The sequence below is a fragment of the Vibrio aphrogenes genome (genome assembly GCF_002157735.2).
Taxonomy (GTDB): domain Bacteria; phylum Pseudomonadota; class Gammaproteobacteria; order Enterobacterales; family Vibrionaceae; genus Vibrio; species Vibrio aphrogenes.
Map to the genome: position 1 here is coordinate 89022 of NZ_AP018689.1, position 20266 is coordinate 109287.

At 42.4% G+C, this 20266-nt stretch carries 20 protein-coding genes and 1 riboswitch; of the genes, 16 read left to right on the forward strand and 4 right to left on the reverse strand.

Annotated features, from left to right (window positions below; genetic code table 11):
- Window positions 1-113: 113 nt before the first annotated feature.
- From crcB to thiH, 7 genes are all read left to right on the forward strand, one after another.
- Complete coding sequence (gene crcB / locus VCA1004_RS00420) at window positions 114-497, forward strand: fluoride efflux transporter CrcB (RefSeq protein WP_086981913.1); 384 nt, start codon at window positions 114-116, stop codon at window positions 495-497.
- 46 nt (window positions 498-543) lie between these two features.
- A riboswitch (TPP riboswitch) is annotated at window positions 544-641 on the forward strand.
- A gap of 118 nt (window positions 642-759) precedes the next feature.
- Window positions 760-2748 (forward strand): phosphomethylpyrimidine synthase ThiC, encoded by a 1989-nt coding sequence (thiC, locus tag VCA1004_RS00425; RefSeq protein ID WP_086981914.1) that lies wholly within the window; start codon window positions 760-762, stop codon window positions 2746-2748.
- Window positions 2735-3952 (forward strand): thiamine phosphate synthase, encoded by a 1218-nt coding sequence (gene thiE / locus VCA1004_RS00430; protein WP_164520806.1) that lies wholly within the window; start codon window positions 2735-2737, stop codon window positions 3950-3952. The genes thiC and thiE overlap by 14 nt, the downstream gene beginning before the upstream one ends.
- 28 nt (window positions 3953-3980) lie before the next feature.
- Window positions 3981-4727: a HesA/MoeB/ThiF family protein gene (locus VCA1004_RS00435; protein WP_086981916.1), complete on the forward strand. Its 747-nt coding sequence runs from the start codon at window positions 3981-3983 to the stop codon at window positions 4725-4727.
- Window positions 4728-4770: 43 nt separating this feature from the next.
- Window positions 4771-4974 (forward strand): sulfur carrier protein ThiS, encoded by a 204-nt coding sequence (gene thiS / locus VCA1004_RS00440; protein ID WP_086981917.1) that lies wholly within the window; start codon window positions 4771-4773, stop codon window positions 4972-4974.
- A 4-nt stretch (window positions 4975-4978) separates the two neighbouring features.
- Window positions 4979-5761 carry a thiazole synthase gene (locus tag VCA1004_RS00445; RefSeq protein ID WP_086981918.1) on the forward strand — a complete coding sequence of 261 codons (783 nt, stop codon included), beginning with the start codon at window positions 4979-4981 and terminating at the stop codon, window positions 5759-5761.
- A 6-nt stretch (window positions 5762-5767) separates the two neighbouring features.
- Window positions 5768-6880 (forward strand): 2-iminoacetate synthase ThiH, encoded by a 1113-nt coding sequence (gene thiH, locus VCA1004_RS00450; protein ID WP_086981919.1) that lies wholly within the window; start codon window positions 5768-5770, stop codon window positions 6878-6880.
- 97 nt (window positions 6881-6977) lie between these two features.
- Here the strand turns inward: thiH and VCA1004_RS00455 are convergent, their stop codons facing one another.
- Window positions 6978-8759, reverse strand: a complete 1782-nt coding sequence (locus VCA1004_RS00455; RefSeq protein WP_086981920.1) for an aminopeptidase P family protein — start codon at window positions 8757-8759, stop codon at window positions 6978-6980.
- A gap of 345 nt (window positions 8760-9104) precedes the next feature.
- On the opposite strand from VCA1004_RS00455, the gene tsrA reads away from it, so the two are divergent.
- Window positions 9105-9392 (forward strand): H-NS-like global regulator TsrA, encoded by a 288-nt coding sequence (tsrA, locus tag VCA1004_RS00460; RefSeq protein WP_086981921.1) that lies wholly within the window; start codon window positions 9105-9107, stop codon window positions 9390-9392.
- Window positions 9393-9417: 25 nt separating this feature from the next.
- On the opposite strand, the gene VCA1004_RS00465 is transcribed toward tsrA, so the two are convergent.
- The gene (locus tag VCA1004_RS00465; protein WP_086981922.1) at window positions 9418-10320 is read right to left on the reverse strand and encodes a DMT family transporter; all 903 of its coding nucleotides are present in this window, start codon (window positions 10318-10320) and stop codon (window positions 9418-9420) included.
- A 94-nt stretch (window positions 10321-10414) separates the two neighbouring features.
- Here VCA1004_RS00465 and rmuC point away from each other — a divergent pair, with 94 nt between their 5' ends.
- The 7 genes from rmuC (at window position 10415) to tatC (ending at window position 16581) form a co-directional block, all read left to right on the forward strand.
- Window positions 10415-11920 (forward strand): DNA recombination protein RmuC, encoded by a 1506-nt coding sequence (gene rmuC / locus VCA1004_RS00470; RefSeq protein ID WP_086981923.1) that lies wholly within the window; start codon window positions 10415-10417, stop codon window positions 11918-11920.
- A 50-nt stretch (window positions 11921-11970) separates the two neighbouring features.
- Window positions 11971-12753 (forward strand): bifunctional demethylmenaquinone methyltransferase/2-methoxy-6-polyprenyl-1,4-benzoquinol methylase UbiE, encoded by a 783-nt coding sequence (ubiE, locus tag VCA1004_RS00475; protein WP_086981924.1) that lies wholly within the window; start codon window positions 11971-11973, stop codon window positions 12751-12753.
- Window positions 12754-12762: 9 nt separating this feature from the next.
- Window positions 12763-13368: a ubiquinone biosynthesis accessory factor UbiJ gene (locus tag VCA1004_RS00480; RefSeq protein ID WP_086981925.1), complete on the forward strand. Its 606-nt coding sequence runs from the start codon at window positions 12763-12765 to the stop codon at window positions 13366-13368.
- Entirely contained in the window at window positions 13365-15008 is a 1644-nt protein-coding gene (gene ubiB / locus VCA1004_RS00485) for a ubiquinone biosynthesis regulatory protein kinase UbiB (RefSeq protein WP_086981926.1), read from the forward strand. The genes VCA1004_RS00480 and ubiB overlap by 4 nt, the downstream gene beginning before the upstream one ends.
- Before the next feature lie 56 nt (window positions 15009-15064).
- Complete coding sequence (tatA, locus tag VCA1004_RS00490; RefSeq protein ID WP_086981927.1) at window positions 15065-15316, forward strand: Sec-independent protein translocase subunit TatA; 252 nt, start codon at window positions 15065-15067, stop codon at window positions 15314-15316.
- Between the two features lie 3 nt (window positions 15317-15319).
- Window positions 15320-15757: a Sec-independent protein translocase protein TatB gene (gene tatB / locus VCA1004_RS00495; RefSeq protein WP_086981928.1), complete on the forward strand. Its 438-nt coding sequence runs from the start codon at window positions 15320-15322 to the stop codon at window positions 15755-15757.
- A gap of 68 nt (window positions 15758-15825) precedes the next feature.
- Window positions 15826-16581, forward strand: a complete 756-nt coding sequence (gene tatC, locus VCA1004_RS00500; protein WP_086981929.1) for a twin-arginine translocase subunit TatC — start codon at window positions 15826-15828, stop codon at window positions 16579-16581.
- Between the two features lie 69 nt (window positions 16582-16650).
- On the opposite strand, the gene VCA1004_RS00505 is transcribed toward tatC, so the two are convergent.
- Window positions 16651-17415 carry a TatD family hydrolase gene (locus VCA1004_RS00505; RefSeq protein ID WP_086981930.1) on the reverse strand — a complete coding sequence of 255 codons (765 nt, stop codon included), beginning with the start codon at window positions 17413-17415 and terminating at the stop codon, window positions 16651-16653.
- A gap of 166 nt (window positions 17416-17581) precedes the next feature.
- On the opposite strand from VCA1004_RS00505, the gene hemB reads away from it, so the two are divergent.
- Window positions 17582-18625: a porphobilinogen synthase gene (gene hemB, locus VCA1004_RS00510; RefSeq protein ID WP_086981931.1), complete on the forward strand. Its 1044-nt coding sequence runs from the start codon at window positions 17582-17584 to the stop codon at window positions 18623-18625.
- A gap of 143 nt (window positions 18626-18768) precedes the next feature.
- On the opposite strand, the gene gppA is transcribed toward hemB, so the two are convergent.
- Complete coding sequence (gene gppA / locus VCA1004_RS00515; RefSeq protein WP_086981932.1) at window positions 18769-20262, reverse strand: guanosine-5'-triphosphate,3'-diphosphate diphosphatase; 1494 nt, start codon at window positions 20260-20262, stop codon at window positions 18769-18771.
- Window positions 20263-20266: the final 4 nt, after the last annotated feature.

A 20266-nucleotide genomic window follows, 5' to 3' on the forward strand; every position in this document is an offset into this window, starting at 1 on the left:
TCCTCCATTATGAGCTGTGAGAGAGATTAAAACTTAGATTGTAGTGACAAAGATCATCATGATAGATAAAGTACGATATATTTGATTACATTTTAATTTAAGGCGAGTGGATTGTGGGTCAATTAGTGATTTTAGGCTATATAGCATTAGGCGGGGCATTTGGTGCATGTTCTAGGTATTTAGTGTCTGAACTGTGTGTCTATTTATTAGGTAAAGGATTTCCTTACGGCACATTAGCAGTAAACGTTGTGGGTTCAGCCATTATGGGGTTACTGATGGCAGCTTTGCAAAATGAAATGATATCGGCAAGCCCATGGAGGTTTATCATTGGGTTAGGCTTTTTAGGCGCACTGACAACCTTTTCAACATTCTCTATGGATAACGTGCTACTGATGCAGCAAGGTGCATTTTTTAAAATGGGTCTAAACGTATTCTTGAACGTATTCTTGAGTATTTCTGCCGCTTGGGTTGGTTTTCATCTTCTGATTAAAAATTAATCTTAGCTTACCTTATTGTCATACGTTAATTAATTGTTATAATCATATTCACTTGTCGGAGTGCCATAAGGCTGAGACCGCATTGCGGGATCCGTTGAACCTGATCAGGCTAATACCTGCGAAGGGAACGAGAGAAGAGTAATCTTTACATCAATTACCCCTCTATATATGTAGCTGTATTTCACAGTGACATTCTTGTGCATCAAATCCGTCAAGCATTTCCCTATATAGGGTCTAACTCATACAGTTAAAGGAAAATGCTATGTCGTCAAGTCGTAAACAAGCCAGAATGGCTGCTAAAAACTTTATTGATTCATTATCGGTTCAACCTTATCCCAACTCACAGAAAGTCTATATTGAAGGCAGTCGCCCTGATTTACGAGTACCTATGCGTCAGATTAGCCTTGCGGATAGTTTGATTGGTGGTTCAAAAGATAAACCGGTATTTGAGCCAAATGAGCCAATTCAAGTTTATGATACCTCTGGTGTTTACACCGATCCTAATTATGAAATTAACCTCTACGAAGGACTGCCTAAGCTCAGAGAACGCTGGATAGAGGAGCGTCACGATACTGAATATTTAAAAGCTGTATCGTCATCATTTACTCAACAACGTTTAAATGATGAAACGCTTGATGATCTACGTTACGGCAATTTACCTCACGTTCGTAAAGCCAAAACTGGACAATGTGTCACCCAGTTACATTATGCTCGTAAAGGTATCATTACCCCTGAAATGGAATTTATTGCTATTCGTGAGAATATGGGGCGTCAAAAATTTGCTGATGAGCAACTGAATCAGCAGCACCTAGGACAAAACTTCGGTGCGCATTTACCTAAAGAAATTACGCCTGAATTTGTGCGCCGAGAAGTGGCCGAAGGACGGGCGATCATTCCTGCCAATATTAATCATCCTGAATCGGAACCAATGATCATTGGGCGTAACTTTTTAATCAAAGTGAATGCCAATATTGGTAACTCATCGGTGTCATCTTCTATTGAAGAAGAAGTCGAAAAGTTAGTGTGGTCAACTCGATGGGGGGGCGACACGGTTATGGATTTATCAACAGGGCGAAATATTCATGAAACCCGTGAATGGATCTTGCGTAATAGCCCTGTTCCGATTGGCACCGTTCCTATGTATCAAGCTTTAGAGAAAGTGAATGGCATTGCTGAGAATCTAACTTGGGAAGTGATGCGAGATACATTAATTGAACAAGCTGAACAAGGGGTGGATTACTTTACCATTCATGCCGGTTTGTTGTTGCGCTATGTGCCTTTAACCGCTAAACGTGTAACTGGTATTGTTTCTCGTGGGGGGTCTATTATTGCCAAATGGTGCCTGGCTCACCATCAAGAAAGCTTTTTATATACTCATTTTCGTGAGATTTGTGAAATCTGTGCTCAATACGATGTAGCACTTTCACTTGGAGATGGTCTGCGCCCGGGCTCTATTGCTGATGCCAATGACGAAGCTCAGTTTGCTGAGTTACGCACCTTAGGTGAACTGACTAAAGTGGCTTGGGAGTACGATGTACAAGTTATGATTGAAGGCCCAGGGCATGTGCCAATGCATATGATCAAAGAGAATATGGATGAGCAATTGAAACATTGCCATGAAGCGCCTTTTTATACTCTTGGCCCTTTAACCACCGATATTGCACCGGGATACGATCATATTACCTCTGGTATTGGTGCGGCGATGATAGGTTGGTTTGGTTGTGCGATGTTGTGCTACGTCACCCCCAAAGAGCATTTAGGTTTGCCGAATAAAGAGGATGTTAAAACCGGCCTGATTACTTATAAATTAGCAGCGCATGCTGGGGATTTAGCTAAAGGCCATCCAGGGGCGCAAATTCGCGATAATGCTTTGTCGAAAGCTCGATTTGAATTCCGTTGGCATGATCAATTTAACCTTTCTCTCGATCCTGAAACAGCTTTAGCTTTTCACGATGAAACCTTGCCACAAGAATCTGGCAAGGTGGCTCACTTTTGCTCGATGTGTGGCCCCAAGTTTTGCTCAATGAAAATTTCTCAAGAAGTGCGTGAGTATGCTAAAGACACGGAACAAGTTGCTGCTGATCAGGCCATTGAAATAAAAATGTTGGATGATCCCTTAGAAGGGATGAAACAAAAATCGGCTGAATTTTTAGCATCCGGTTCTGAGTTATATCATCCTGCGGTTACCGGCATTGATGAAGAGACATCTCATTCAGGTGAGCAACAGGAGGCTGTGCATGAATCGAATTGAGTTGTGTGTCGAGGCTCATGATTTGTTGGCAACGCAATTACAAGCTTGTTTTCTCGCAGCACAAGAAGTGGGGTTAGCACCTCTTTCTCTAACAATTGCACACAATATTGATAGCAATCTTTTTGCCTGTCAGGTGGTAACGGAAGATAACCGTTATTATATTCAACCTCAGTTTACCGGTGATACTTCCATCACAGGAGAGTTTGATATCGCCATTCGTTATGGGGTAAAGCCAGCAAACTGTGAAGGTGACGATTCTAAGGTTGCTCATCTTTATATTGGGGTGGCGGGCAGTGATAAATACCTCGATATTTGTCGCTTTGCTGATGGGAGAACAGTAAAAGTGGCACAAAAGCAAGGTATCGATAAAGCGAATTATCTACGTCATTATTGCTGGTTTCTTACTGCTATCGCACAAGGTTTCCCAGTCGAAGATGCGTTAGTGATTGCCAGATTGGCTTTAAAACACATCGATGTTTCACGTGAAACATGGCCGAGTGACCCATTATCTTTTCAGGAGCTCTCAACGCTAGAACCGCAAATGAATGGTCTTTTTCCTAACATTCAGCGTGAAGAAATGAAGTTATATCCAGTTGTGAGTTCCCTTGCTTGGCTAGAAACCTTATTACAGCGAGGCATTAAAACTCTGCAATTACGGATCAAAGAGGGCTCTGAAAAGGATATTGAGCTGGCAATCACAAAGGCCATCTTGCTTGGACGACAGTTCAAGGCGCAATTGTTCATTAATGATTATTGGCAATTAGCGATTAAGCATGGTGCTTATGGTGTCCATTTGGGGCAAGAAGATCTCATTGATGCTGATTTGCAAGCCATCAATCAGGCTGGCTTACGTTTAGGGATATCCACCCATGGTTATTATGAATTGCTAAGAGCTACGCAATATAAGCCTTCATATATTGCACTGGGACACATCTTTGCTACTACCACTAAACAGATGCCATCTAAGCCTCAAGGAGTGACTAAGTTAGGGTTATATCAACAATGCGTTGGTTCCCGTTATCCGACTGTCGCTATTGGGGGTATCGATCTCGATAATGCACAACAAGTATGGCAAACCGGTGTCAGTAGTTTGGCGGTGGTTCGTGCTATTACCTTGGCAGATGATATACAATTGGCGATAGATTCTTTCTATCAAGTTATGACGCCGGAGCGAGTGGAACCACAACTCGTACTGAGCGAATAACTTTCAGCTTAGGTAATAAGGACACACAATGAACGACCAACAATTTCAACGCTATCAAAGACAAATCATGGTGCTAGAAGTATCAGAAAAGGGGCAGCAAGCCTTGATGGCAAGTAAAGTTTTGTTGGTCGGTTGTGGCGGTTTAGGTTCGGCTGCTTCTCTGTATTTGGCGGCAGCTGGAGTTGGTAGTTTGGTGGTTGCTGATGGTGATGCGGTGGAGACCTCCAATTTGCAGCGCCAAGTAGTGTACCGTGACAGTGATTTAGGAAAAAACAAAGCGCAAGCAATGGCAGAGCAACTGAAGCAATTAAATCCAAATTGCAAAGTGCGCAGTGTGAGTACTTTCTTACAAGATGCGCAATTGAATTTAGAAGTGATGCTGGCCGATGTTGTACTCGATTGCAGCGATAATTTTCCGACTCGTCAAGCGGTTAATCAAGCTTGTCAACAAAGTAAAACCACATTGATTTCTGGCTCAGCCATTGGTTGGGTAGGTCAATTGATGAGTTTTGACTTTAAAAAACAACCTTCTCCTTGTTACCACTGTGCTGTGCCATATCAAGATAATAGTGCTGGTTTAAAATGTTCTGAATCCGGAGTGATAGGTCCTGTGGTGGGAACGCTAGGTAACTTACAAGCGCTTGAAGCCATTAAATATCTCACTGGTAATGAAAAATTTAAGCCAGCAGTGTTTAATTTATTTGATGGACAAAATTTGGCTTGGCAACGATTTAATATTGCCAAAGCGCCAAATTGTCCAGTGTGTGGAAGCTAAATGACAAAGCTTCAACACAGGGAAGAATCTAAGGAGATGCACCATGCAAGTCACGGTGAATCAACAAGTCACAAGTATTACCAATGATCAGATTATTTTAGAGCAATTTTTATTAAGCTTAGCAATTGAAGAGCAGAAAATTGCGGTTGCCATCAATCAAGACATTATTCCTAAATCGGCTTGGCCTAGCACGACCTTAAAGCAAGGTGATGATGTGGCCATATTCACTATGATTGCAGGGGGATAATGGAATGAATCATTTAAGCTCCGATCCATTGGTCATTGGTGATAAAACATTTCAATCCCGTTTGTTTACCGGAACAGGGAAATTTGCCAATTCAAAGTTAATGTTGGAGTCGTTACAGGCGTCCGGTTCACAGCTTACGACCTTGGCATTAAAGCGCATCGATTTACAGCATCAAAACGATGATATTCTTCGTCCCTTACAACAGTCTAATATTCAGTTATTGCCCAATACCTCTGGAGCGAAAACGGCGAAAGAGGCCATATTTGCCGCTCAATTAGCTCGCGAGTTGTTAGAAACCAATTGGGTGAAATTGGAAATTCATCCTGACCCTAGATATTTGATGCCCGATCCTATTGAAACCTTAACAGCGGCAGAAAAACTGGTAGAGCTGGGGTTTATCGTCTTACCTTATTGTCATGCCGATCCTGTTTTATGTAAACGCTTAGAGGAAGTGGGTTGCGCAGCGGTGATGCCATTGGGAGCTCCGATTGGTTCAAATAAAGGTTTAGCCTCACAAGATTTTTTAAAAATCATCATCGAACAAGCTAATGTCCCTGTGGTGGTGGATGCGGGGATTGGCGCGCCTTCTCACGCGGCTTATGCTATGGAATTAGGCGCTGATGCCGTATTAGTGAATACCGCTATGGCTTCCTCACCTCATCCTATGCAGATGGCGGCCGCCTTTAAACAAGCGGTACAAGCAGGGCGTCTTGCTCATCTAGCAGGTCTTGGCGTTCGTCACTCACAGGCAAGTGCTACCAGTCCATTAACGTCATTTTTGGAGTGATGAGTGATGACTTTTAGCCAAATATTTAACACATTAAATTGGGATGATGTCGCCTTATCCATTCATAGCAAAACTGCTCAGGATGTGGAGTTGGCCTTATCTAAAGAACGCTTAGATTTGGATGACTTTGCGGCGTTGATTTCGAGTGCAGCGGAACCTTATATCGAATCGATGGCGCAAAAATCCTATGCGCTTACCCGTCAAAGATTTGGTCATAATATTGGACTGTATATTCCGTTATACCTCTCTAATTTGTGTGCTAACGCTTGTACTTATTGTGGCTTCTCGATGGAAAACAAAATAAAGCGACGGACGTTAAACCGCATGGAGATTGAGGACGAAGTTCAAGCCATTAAAGCTATGAAGTTTGATAGCATTTTATTGGTGACCGGCGAACATGAAACTAAAGTGGGCATGAATTATTTTCGCGCCATGTTACCAACTATTAAGTCGCAATTTTCTTATTTAGCAATGGAAGTGCAGCCGCTTGATCAGGCCGAGTATGCTGAGCTCAAAACTTTGGGATTGGATGCGGTGATGGTGTATCAAGAAACCTATCATCCTCGTACTTATGCCAAGCATCATCTGAGAGGCAATAAGCAGGATTTTTATTACCGTTTAGAAACACCGGATCGTGTTGCAGCAGCGGGTATCGACAAAATTGGTATTGGAGCTTTGATAGGGCTTGAAGATTGGCGTACCGATTGCTTCTTTACTGCCACCCATTTGAAGTACTTAGAAAAACAGTATTGGCAAACTCGTTATTCAATTTCATTCCCTCGACTTCGACCTTGCGCTGGTGCGATGCAACCTAAGTCAGTAATGACCGACAAACAACTGGTCCAGTTAATTTGTGCGTTTCGGTTATTAAGTCCTGAAGTGGAATTGTCATTATCGACTCGTGAACAAGCGAGCTTTAGAGATAATGTTCTACCATTAGGAATCACTCATATTTCGGCTGCGTCAAAAACTCAACCAGGTGGATACGCCAATGGGGAAGTGGAATTAGAACAGTTCGAAATCAGTGACGAGCGAACTGCTGAACAGGTTGTTCAGGGCTTGAAGCAAAAAGGTTATGAAGCTGTTTGGACGGATTGGCACCCAGCGTATTCAGGATGAAGACAATGCTCTCATATGTTTAACTGAGTGTTTCACGTGAAACAAAGCCCGTATGGTTTCCACTATACGGGCTTTTTTATTGCACAAAAAAGCAATTTTAAATGGCTTGAGTGGCTTGTTGTAGCCAGTGTTTAACCTTGCCTTCTACTAAAGGACTGACCTCATTCCAGACTTTCTGGTGGTAATCATTAAGCCAAGCTTTCTCTGCTGTTGTTAATAATGAAGCGTCTATCGCACGCACATCAATGGGGCAGCGAGTCAGCGATTCAAAACCAAGAACCGAAAAGTCTCCTTGGGTGGCTTGTTCTGTCACCAACTCTAAGTTTTCAATACGAATACCAAATTCGTTAGCACGGTAATAACCAGGTTCGTTAGATAAAACCATACCCGCTTGTAAAGCAACGCCGTTATAAGCAGGAGAAATACGTTGAGGGCCTTCATGGACACTTAAGAAATGGCCAACACCATGCCCAGTGCCATGATCGTAATTATAGCCTTGCGCCCATAAATATTGGCGAGCTAATACATCTAACTGACTGCCTGTGGTGCCAGTAGGAAAACGTGCGGTGGCTAAGGCGATGTGTCCTTTTAGAACCAAAGTAAATTGTTGTTTCATGAAAGCGCTGGGTTCACCAATGGCAACCGTACGAGTAATGTCGGTTGTACCATCTGGATATTGACCACCAGAATCAACTAAATACAAACTGTTCATTTCTAATGTGCCAAATTCCGCTTGGTCTGCATGATTGTAATGGCACATGGCGGCATTGCTACCTGCTGCGGAGATAGTATCAAAACTTAAATCAGCTAAGCTGGTATCTTGACGGCGACAGTCATGTAATTTTTCGGCTAATTCATCTTCATTATGCAAACGGCCAGCGGCAACTTCTTCATCTATCCAACAAAGGAATTTGGCCATTGCCGCACCATCACGAACATGACAATTGATCATCCCTTGCGCTTCGACCGAATTTTTTACCGCTTTCGGTAGGAGACAAGGATCGCTATCAGCAACAATGATCGCGCCAGCAGCCGTTAATTGTTGGCTAAACCAAGCATTACTTGAATTCAGATCCACTAAGACCTTTTTGCCTTGTAGAGAATGTAATGAGCTTGCTAATTGGTCTGTGTCTAAGACTGAAACCTGCTCACCAACGTGTTGAGTAAATGCCGTTGGGATGCGCTGCGGATTTAAAAATAACTCTACGCTGGCATCTTGATGCAAGATTGCATGGCATAACACCGCGGGCAGACGTGGTACATCAAGGCCGCGCATATTGAGTAACCAACAAATAGAATCAATCTGAGTGAGTAACACCGCATCGGCATTTTTTTGACTGATAATTTGTGCGATCTCATGACGTTTATCGGTAGAAGACTGGCCGACGGTTTCCAATGGCATAAGACGGATAGGTGATTCGAATGGTTGCGGACGATCTTGCCAGAGAAGATCAATTGGATTCTGGTCGATCGTGACGATCGAGATCGTTTCTGACAAACAATCTTGAGCGCTGTCAAACCAAGTTGCCGAATGCATACGGGTATCAATCGCAAGACGGCTGCCTTCATTTAGGTTGTTTTTAATCCATTGTAATGGTGGTTCTTGAATCAGGTGGTGATAACTGAAAATATGGCTTGGAACTTGTTTTGTTACTTGCACCGTATAGCGGCCATCGACAAACATTGCGGCTTGGTCTTGAGTGATCACTGCAGCACCAGCTGAACCTGCAAAGCCGGTGATCCAAGCTAAACGTTCATTATGCTCTGGAATGTATTCACCTAAAAATTCATCTTCGTGAGGAATGATAATGGCATCGAACTGGTTTTGAATTAGCCATTCACGAAGCTGTTGAATTCGTTGAGAAATGTCTTTTTGCATCTGAATCATCCTTATTGATTTATTGGTTTGCTAGTGACAAACCAGGCGCATTAATAGGAGCGCTTTGGCTAGATAGTATCACTCTGACTAAATACTGTAATCGTGTTAGCAGTAAAAACTTAAAATTGCTGGAGCGTTGGCGTAAAACTTTGTAAAGGTTTGCTGAAAGAGTGAGAGTTATCTCTTTTATATGATATTAAATGGCGATACTAAACAAATACACTTAAAGGTATTGGTATTTTTTGTTTTATAAAATAAAATTCAAGCGTATATTTACAAGTGCCTTTCAAGTGGTTTATACCTTAGCCACATCCCTCTAACAATCACTGGAAAATATAATAATTTATGTCTCTGACTACTTATGAAATGGCTCGTATATTAGAGCAATTGGATGAAAGTCCAGAAAAAGTCATGTTTGGAAAGTTATTAACGGAATTAGGTAACCAAAGCCAAGAACGCATTCGCAGTGCGGCAAAGCAAGTACCTTTGGATGTACTACGAGATATTATTTATCAATTCCAAGTTATCGCCGATTCTCGTAAGGGCGAACAAGTACAGTTGCTGGCTGAAAAACTGAAAGCGCAAGGTTTATCAGTTGAAGATTTACAACGTTATATGGAAAAAAATAAATAACTTCCGTTGTGTTACTCTTTTTTAATCATGATTTATTATTCCATTTTATTTGCTGAACGATTAATCCGCTCAATATTAATATCAATCCAATAATGGTGGACGGATAAATAATCTCGCCAAGAATTTGAGATAATAAAATCAATGAGATAAAAGGGGATAGAAAGATTAAATTACTCACTTTAGCGGTATTACTGGTTTTTTTTAATGCCGTTAACCAGAGTACGAAAGTAATACCCATCTCAAATAAACCAACATAGCTGACCGCTATCCATCCTTTCATGCTTATGGTTGCCCATTGGATGCCTTCATACCAGACTAAGGTAGCGGAAAAAGGCAGGGAGACCATAAAGCCTAACAACACCACGATGATCGGATCGGCTTTATTTTTGGCATTTAATATCCAATAACTTGCCCACAGCAGGGTGGAGAGTAAAGCCAAGCCGACACCGAGTGGACTCTCAAAAGACAGGGCCAAGAGATCGCCTTTGGTTGCAATCACTAATACCCCCAAATAACCCAATGCACAGGCAAGCCAGTCTTGCTTACGAATTTTTTGCCCAAGAAATACCGCTGCCATTAAGGTTAGTGTAATGGCCCAACTGTAATTGAGAGGCTGAGCTTGAGAGGCGGGTAATAAATCGTAGGCTTTAAATAGAATGAGATAATAAGCAAACGGATTAATTAACCCGAGCAAAAGAAAGTATAACGGGTTACTTAAAAAGATGGTGGTTAATTGACGAAGTGTGCCTTTTAACGCACAAATCACAGACAGCACAAGCACCGAAACGACACTGGCGACAAACAGCATTTGTCCTGGGGTAAATTCACTTAACGTTATTTTAAAAGCGGTCGCAACGGTTGACCATAATAGCACCGCAGCTAAGCCAAATAACAAAGCACTGCGCTCTGTATTCGCCGGTGTTTTCATATTGATGACGTCCTTTCTGTCTTCCTGACTGGACATTTATCCAGTATTTTATATGATCTCAATAATCGAAAAAATAAACTGAGTAAGGGCAGATATGCAATGGATTATCAATCATAGTGAGTTAGTGTGGTCATTTCTAATTGTGATTGTCATCCTGATGGGCGGCGCACAGTTTTGGATAAGAAGTCGATACCAACATCAGCTCACTTTATTACAGCAACAACACACCTCCGAGCTCCAACGCTATAGTGAAAATATTCATCAGCTACAAACACAAAATCAGCAGCTACAACAAGAGCTAGATCAGCTCGATATAGAACGAGACAAATCTGAGTTTGAAGCGAGAAATAACTTTGGTCAATTGATGGCGGCCAATGAAAGGTTGAAGCATTTTGAGCAATTACAGCAAGAACGTCATCAACTGCAAACTCGACAAGAACAATTGATGGCCGACTATCATGAACTGCAATCACAACTGCGAGAACAACAAGCCAAGCATGATGAAGAAAAACGCTCTAACCAAGAAAAATTACGCCTGTTGGAACAAGCTGAGCAGCGATTAAAAGTGGAATTTGAGAGCCTAGCGAATCAGTTATTTGAAACGAAAGTTAAAAGTGTTGATGAGCAAAATAAACAAAGCTTAGCGGGGTTATTAAATCCACTAAAAGAACAATTACAGGGCTTTAAACAACAGGTGTCAGACAGTTATTACGCGGAAGCGAAAGAAAGACACACCTTAGTTCATGAAATCAAACAATTGCAGCGATTGAATGAACAGATGGCACAAGATGCAGTGAATTTAACCCAAGCATTAAAAGGGGATAATAAGCAGCAAGGAAATTGGGGCGAGGTGGTGTTAGCCAACGTCTTGCAAGATTCTGGCTTACGAGAAGGCCATGAGTATCAAACTCAGGTCAGCTTGAATCATGAGTCAGGTAAGCGCTATCAACCGGATGTGATTGTGAACCTGCCAGAGGAAAAACAAGTCGTCGTCGATTCAAAAATGACGTTAGTGGCATTTGAGCGTTATTTTAATGCCGAGAATGATGAGCAAAAAGCCAAGGCGTTAAATGATCATTTAATCTCAGTCAGAAATCACATCAAACAATTGAGCCAAAAAGACTATCACCGTTTAAACGGGATCACATCATTGGATTATGTCTTGATGTTCATTCCGATAGAGCCTGCGTTTCAATTAGCTGTGGAGCGAGATCCGAGCTTAATTCGTGATGCGATGGAGCAGAATATCATTGTAGTGAGTCCTACTACCTTATTGGTGGCCTTACGTACGATTAATAACTTATGGCGCAATGAACGACAAAATCAAAATGCAAAATTGATTGCGGAACGGGCCAGTAAGCTTTACGACAAAATGCGTTTGTTCATTGATGATATGGAAGGCATTGGGCAATCTCTTACTCGCGCCCAAAATGCCTATCAAGGGGCGATGAATAAATTGTCGACTGGACGCGGAAATTTGATCCGCCAAGCGGAAAGTTTTAAAAGCCTTGGGGTCGAAGTGAAAAAGAATATCCGTCATGAAATTACACAAAATGACTTAGACAACAACAGACAAGCGGTTGAGGATAAAGTAAACTAACCGCAAATTAATGAGCTCACATCAGCGCCGAAGTTGGAGTAATGGAAAAGATGACGGACAAGCTAGCACAAGCAGACCAAACGAAATCACAAGATGATACAACCCATTTTGGTTTTTCTACCGTAGCAAAAGAAAAGAAAGTAGAAAAAGTCGCTGAGGTGTTTCATTCCGTAGCCGCCAAATATGACATCATGAATGATTTAATGTCGGGTGGGATACATCGATTATGGAAGCGTTTTACGATTGATTGCAGTGGCGTTCGTCCGGGGCATAAAGTGCTGGATCTGGCTGGTGGTACCGGGGACTTAACCGCAAAATTCTCACGAATCGTTGGTGATAATGGCGAAGTGATTTTAGCCGATATCAACAATTCTATGTTGAATGTGGGCCGTGATAAATTACGTGATATTGGTATTGTGGGTAACGTACATTATGTACAAGCCAATGCTGAAGAACTGCCTTTCCCTGATGATTACTTTGATTGCATTACCATCAGCTTCGGTTTGCGTAACGTAACCGATAAAGATAAAGCCTTGCGTTCGATGTTCCGAGTGCTTAAGCCCGGCGGTCGCTTGTTGGTATTAGAGTTTTCTAAGCCTCGCTTTGATGTGTTGTCTAAAGTGTATGATTTATATTCTTTCCATCTTTTACCTCGTATTGGTGAAGTAGTCGCGAATGATGCCGATAGCTATCGTTATTTAGCGGAGTCTATTCGTATGCATCCCGACCAAGAAACCTTAAAAGGCATGATGGAAGAAGCGGGTTTTGAACAAACGAAATACTTTGACCTAACGGGTGGGATTGTTGCCCTTCATCGTGGATATAAGTTCTAAGGAAGCCCTATGCCATTTGAGCCATTAGTGACAGGTGCGATTGAAACGGTACTGAATCGTTTGATCCAAGATAACCCCTCTCATCAACAACAAGTATTGCGCTTAAAAGGTAAAGTGATCGCGGTTCATGTTCAAGAACTCGAGCGCCAGCTTATCTTCGTGTTCAGTCATCAAGTGGATGTGTTAAGTCGCTATGAAGGTGAGGCCGATTGTTACCTCAGTTTGAAGTTATCGGTCTTACCTGAACTCAAAGATCAATCCAATATTACCCGCCTGATAAAACAAGACAAATTGGTGCTAGAAGGCGATATCCAACTAGCACAAAAGTTTTCTCAACTGATAGCCGATATTAAACCTGACCCTGAAGAATGGTTGTCTCGTGTAACCGGTGATGTGGTTGCTCATACGGTAGTGCAAGGTGCTCATCAACCGCTGCAATGGTTGAAAACAGGCTGTCAGCAACAACAGAAAAAGATCGCAACCATACTAACAGAAGAATGGAAAATCGCACCTAACCCGTTAGAAGTGGCTTATTTTTGCGATCAAGTTGATGAATTAGCCGGGCAACTCGGTATGCTAGAGCAAAGAATTGATCAACTGGTAGGTAAGGCATGACATTTCGTGAATTGAAGCGTTTATATAAAATTATTCAAATTCAATTGGAATATGGCCTCGATGAGTTGTTGCCAGAACATGAACTAACCAAGTTACCACGGCTTGGCCTAAAAAGTTTGTTTTGGATTCGCAAAAAACATCAAGAGAAAGAGGTTGGGGATCGTCTTCGATTGGCGCTACAAGAGTTGGGGCCGGTGTGGATCAAGTTTGGACAGATGATGTCGACTCGCCGTGATCTCTTCCCTGATTATATCGCCGATCCGTTAGCCTTATTGCAAGATAAAGTCTCACCATTTGATGGTCACTTAGCCAAAGCACAAATAGAAAAATCCCTCGGCGGGCCTGTTGAGCAATGGTTTGATGATTTTGATATTGAGCCACTCGCCTCCGCTTCAATCGCTCAAGTGCATACCGCTAAAGTAAAAGATACAGGGCAAGAAGTGGTCTTGAAAGTGATTCGTCCTGATATTCGCCCAGTGATTGAGGCTGATTTAAAACTGATGCATCGCTTAGCCCGTATGGTGGCGAGATTTATGCCAGACGCTCGCCGTTTAAAACCGGTCGAAGTGGTGAAAGAATACGAGCGTACCTTGCTTAGTGAGCTGGATTTACGTATGGAAGCGGCCAATGCGTTGCAGTTGCGTCGTAATTTTTCTGGCAGTAAAGATCTCTATGTACCTGATGTGTACATGGATTTTAGTTCGGAACACTTGATGGTGTCGGAGCGAATTTATGGTATCCAAGTGTCTGATCGAGAAGGATTGGCCAACAATGGAACCAACATGAAACGCTTAGCGGAAAAGGGCGTGAGCGTCTTCTTTACCCAAGTATTTCGAGATAGTTTTTTTCATGCAGACATGCACCCTGGTAATGTGTTTGTTGCTTGGGATTCGCCAGAGGATCCACTATGGATTGGCTTAGATTGCGGTATTGTTGGCACCTTAAACAATGAAGATAAGCGCTATTTAGCTGAAAACTTTTTGGCTTTCTTTAATCGTGACTATCGTCGAGTAGCTGAGTTGCATGTGGATTCTGGTTGGGTTCCCGCTGATACCAATATCATTGATTTTGAATCCGCCATTCGTACCGTATGCGAACCGATCTTTGCTAAGCCATTGTGCGAAATTTCATTTGGTCATGTTCTGCTAAACTTATTTAACACCGCTCGCCGATTTAATATGGAAGTTCAGCCTCAACTAGTGCTTTTGCAAAAGACACTACTGTATGTTGAAGGCTTAGGTCGACAGTTATATCCTCAACTGGATTTATGGGAAACCGCAAAACCATTTTTAGAAAACTGGATGATGGAACAAGTCGGGCCTAAAGCGGTATTGAATGCAATCAAAGATAAAGCGCCACTGTGGGTTGAAAAGTTACCGGAACTTCCCGAATTATTGTATGAGACTTTAAAACGCGGCCGTGACTTAGATCAAAATGTAGCACGTTACTTTGCCCTATATTCGGCGGGAAAACGTAAGCAAAGCACTGGTAAATTTTTATTTGGTGTAGGGGCGACATTAATCGTATCCTCTACCATATTACAGTTAAGCGCTACCGGATGGCATCATCAATTGTCTTGTGGCTTTGCCCTAATTGGCTGTGTTTTTTGGTTAGCGAGTTGGCGCACTTATCGTAATTAAACTATAAACCTGACACACTATGATGTGTTTATTTTTATTTGACCCGAGGTAAGAAAATGGGCGGAATCAGTATTTGGCAACTTTTAATTATCGCAGTGATTGTAGTGCTGTTATTTGGTACGAAAAAATTACGTGGTATCGGTGGTGATTTAGGCTCTGCGGTTAAAGGCTTTAAAGAAGCGATGGGTGATGACAAAGATAAGCCTGCAACGAAAGATGCTGACTTTGATGCGAAATCACTAAATCAAAATAACGTAGATTCCAGTGTAGAAACAGCGGAAACTAAAAAAGACAAAGAGCAGGGCTAATCGGTGTTTGATATCGGTTTTTGGGAGCTGGTATTAATATCGGTTGTCGCGCTGGTGGTGCTAGGTCCGGAACGTTTACCGGTGGCGATACGCAGTGTGAGCAAATTTGTTCGCACGGCGAAAACCATGGCCAACACGGTAAAAGATGAATTATCACAAGAGCTTAAAATTCAAGAGCTGCAAGATAATTTACGTAAGGCTGAGCAAATGGGGATGAAAAACCTGTCACCTGAGCTGCAATCCTCTATCGATGCATTAAAGAAAGCGGCTCAAGATGTCCAGCGCCCGTATGCTAAAGATGCTACGGAAAACGAGCAACAAGAGGCTTCACCAGCGGAGCAAATGCCAGCCTCTTCTGATGAGGTGGTCAATGAGAATACCATCATGAAGCCGGAGTCCCCATCAGAGTCGTTGTCATCATCAACAGATAAAAAAGCATAATCCCTGTCATTTATTACTCATTAACGTTGTTATGACGTTAATGAGTTTCGTGCTACCAAGAGGTTTTCATGTCTAGCCAAGAAGAAACGCAACCTCTCATTACTCATTTGATTGAGTTGAGAAATCGGATTTTAAAAGCGTTGGTGTCGGTTTTAGCGGTATTTATTTGTTTGGTTTGGTTCTCGAGTAATATTTATGAGTTTGTTTCAGCCCCTTTGATTGATCGTTTGCCAGAAGGGGCAACTATGATCGCAACCGATGTGGCCTCACCATTTTTTACGCCATTAAAATTAACCTTAGTGGCATCGGTATTTGTGGCAGTTCCATTGGTGCTATACCAAATTTGGGCTTTTGTCGCGCCAGGGCTTTATAAGCATGAGCGTCGTTTGATTGCCCCTTTGCTTTTTTCCAGCTCCTTGTTGTTTTATTGTGGCGTTGCTTTTGCTTATTTTGTGGTGTTTCCGTTGATCTTTAGCTTTTTTACGGCGATATCTTTAGGTGGCGTGCAATTTGCGACTGATATTTCAAGCTATCTCGATTTTGTGCTTTCTTTATTCATGGCCTTTGGCATTGCCTTTGAAGTACCGGTTGCAATTATTTTGTTGTGCTGGACGGGGGCAACGGATGCGAAATCGCTTGCGGAGAAACGCCCTTATATTATCGTGATCGCTTTTGTGGTTGGAATGCTACTGACTCCGCCAGATATGGTATCGCAAACATTACTTGCAGTACCCATGTGTATTTTGTTTGAAATTGGCCTGTTCTTTTCTCGTTTTTATGCCAAACGAGGTGAGGAAGAAGAATCATCAGACAGCGAAGCTTAACAGAGTAATGAACGAAAAAACGCAGCTCAATATTGGAGCTGCGTTTTTTTATGGGCGGTGATGACTAGGTTATTTAAGATTAAAAAGGGCTTGAGTATTGCGCGCGGTGATGTCGCTAATCGTCGATAATGGCAGCGCTTTTAAATCAGCAATTTTCTGTGCCACTAATTTCATGAACGAGGGCTCATTGCGTTTACCACGGTGCGGAGTTGGCGCAAGGTAAGGGCAATCCGTTTCTAGAATCACAAAATTAAGATCCAATTCAGGGATGACATCATCCATGCCACCATTTTTGAACGTCGAGACACCGCCGATTCCTAAAGAAAAGCCCAGTTGATTAATCGCTTTGGCTTCTGCCACCGTTCCGCCAAAGCAATGAAATACCCCTTTTAAACGACCATCTTGTTCTTGCGATAAAATGGATAAGGTTTGCTCAATAGAATCTCGCGTATGGATAACGACCGGTAAATTAAGCTCTTTGGCCCATTGGAGCTGAGTGCGAAAGGCGAACTCTTGTTCTGCTTGGAAGGTTTTATCCCAATATAAGTCGATACCGATTTCTCCTACCGCAATGAAGTGGTGTTGAGCAAACCAAGATTTTATAGTGGCAAGATCTTGCTCAATATTGCCATTCACATAACAAGGGTGTAACCCCATCATCGAGTGACAAATATCAGGATAGCGAGCCTCGGTGGCCAGCATAGGTTCAATGGAGTTTAGGTCGATATTTGGCAGTAAAATTTTGGATATCCCTACCTCTTGAGCACGTTGAATGACATCGTCTAAGTCATGTTCGAAATCTTTAGCGTATATATGGGCGTGGCTATCTATCATGAAAAACTCGGTTTAGTAAAAGTATTATTGAACCAGTATAAATGACTCGTTTAATAAGATCATGGCATGAATTTACTCAGAGAGTCATGATTGTACTTTCATGCGTGAGTGACAGTGATATGATGACGTTATCACAATCAGAATGTTGTCAAAAAGGAGAATCAAGGTGTCGGTATCTATTCAAGGTCAATTTCCTGGTCGTCGTTTGCGCCGTATTCGTAAGCATGATTTTAGTCGTCGTTTAGTGGCTGAGAATCAGGTGTCAGTCAATGATTTGATTTATCCAATGTTTGTCTTGATGGGCAAAAACCGTCGTGAAGCGGTTGAGTCAATGCCGGGTGTTGAGCGCTTATCGATTGATTTATTGCTCGAAGAGGCAGATTACTTAGCCAAGCTGGGAGTGCCTGCGATTGCGTTATTCCCTGTGGTGAATCAAGATGTGAAATCCTTATGTGCTACAGAAGCTTATAACCCAGAAGGTTTAGTGCAACGTGCTGTGCGTGCGTTAAAGGAACATGTTCCTAGCATTGGAGTGATTACCGATGTGGCTTTAGACCCGTATACCACTCATGGTCAAGACGGTATCATAGATAAAGATGGCTATGTATTGAATGAAGAAACCACCGAAGTTCTGGTGAAGCAAGCCCTTTCTCATGCCGCGGCAGGAGCCGATGTCGTCGCACCGTCTGATATGATGGATGGACGCATTGGTAAAATTCGTGAGGCGTTAGAAAAAGCAGGTCATATTCATACTCAAATCATGGCTTACTCAGCAAAATACGCATCAAATTACTATGGTCCATTCCGTGATGCTGTCGGTTCAACAGCAAATTTAAAAGGTGCAGATAAGAAAAATTATCAAATGGATCCAGCCAATAGTGATGAAGCGATTCATGAAGTGGCAATGGACATCAATGAAGGGGCTGACATGGTGATGGTGAAACCGGGAATGCCGTACCTAGATGTCGTTCTTCGCGTTAAAACGGAATTGCAAGTCCCTACCTTTGCTTATCAAGTCTCTGGTGAGTATGCGATGCATAAAGCGGCTATTTTGAACGGTTGGTTAAAAGAAAAAGAAACCGTGATGGAATCATTACTGTGCTTTAAGCGTGCCGGTGCTGATGGTATTTTGACTTACTTTGCCAAAGACGTTGCCGAGTGGTTAGCGCAAGATAATATTTCGCAAGACAAAACCGAAAAGTCATCCTGATAAACTCTTGATGGCAACCTAATAGGAAACGGGCGCTGATGATCTCAGCGCCCGTTTTTAGTTATCCGCAGTTGAGGTTGGTTACTTATTATCAGAGTGATTTATTATCCGCAGTTGAGATTTATAACTCAACGATGGATAAGTTATAAAGAACTCAGCGTCAGCGGCCAACCAATATCAGATTGACGGTTCGCTTCAATTTCTAATTCGGCTTGCGTTAATGGGTTATGTTGCAGCCACTGAGCATCCATTTTTAAGGTTAACTGATCACCCTCTGCCTGTAATTCGAACTCAGGCTGAAGGTGGGCACTGCGACGATGAGTCAATAATACTGACAGTCGTAGTAACCTAAGTAGTCGCTTACAGCTTTGCCCAGATAAAGCATGTTGCTCAGGTAGCGACGATAATTGATCACGATAGCGTCTTACCAGCTCGGCTAAAAAATGTTTTTGAGCCAGAGTAAACCCTGGGAGATCTAAGTTTTGTAATAAATAAGCGCCGTGTTGACCACCTTTTTTAAAATCAATACTTAAGCCAATTTCGTGTAATTCGGCCGCCGATTGTAGAAGAAATTCGGCTTGAGCTTCTGGAATCCAATCTTGATGCCCACATTGTTCCAGTAATTGTTTTGCCACTTGTGCCACTTGAGCACCATATTGACGGTCGACTTGATAACGTTGCTGGACACTGGTGATGGTTCTTTGGCGAATGTTCGATTGGCGCATTTCACCAATCATTTCATACACTAAACCTTCACGTAGTGCGCCACCTGCTAAGGTCATTGAGTCAATGTGTAAACTTTCAAAAATAGCAATTAAAATGGATAAACCACTTGGGAAGACTAATGCTCTCTCTAAAGTGAGGCCTTCGATTTCAAGCTCTTCCAAATGGCTCGCCATCATGGCTTGTTTTTGTAAGCGTTTGAGCTTAGCTAGGGTGATGATTTCATCCATTCCTTGTGCAAGCATGATTTCTTGGAGCGCTTGCACGGTGCCACTTGCACCCACACAGACATCCCAACCTAGCTCGGTATAACGTTCTAAGATGGGAGAGAGTGTAGCTTTTGCTGCGAGGATAGCGTTTTCAAAATTAGTATGCGTAAGCTGGCGGTCATGGAAATAGTTATCCAACCAGGTTACGCAGCCCATCGATAAACTTACTAGAGCCTTGGCTTCAAATTCTCGGCCAATGATCAGTTCAGTACTGGCTCCGCCGATATCAACCACTAAGCGATGGCCTAAACCACCTGAAGTATGTGCCACCCCTTTATAAATGGTGGCAGCTTCTTCTTCACCGGAAATGATATCGACGGGATGCCCTAGAATTTGATTGGCTTTTTTGACAAACACATCCACATTGGTTGCTGAGCGTAATGCCGCGGTGCCAACAATACGAATATTGCCAGCCGGAATATCTTGTAAGCGCTCAGCAAATAAGCTTAAACAGTCCCAACCTCGCTGCATGGCTTCTTGGCTTAAATAATTATTTTGATCTAAGCCATTAGCTAAACGTACTTTACGCTTTATCTTTGCCATGGTTTGTACGCTGCCTTCAATATGACGGACCACCAACATATGAAAACTGTTGGAGCCAAGATCAATGGCGGCGTAAAGAGGTGAAGAAACTGTATCGCTCATAAGC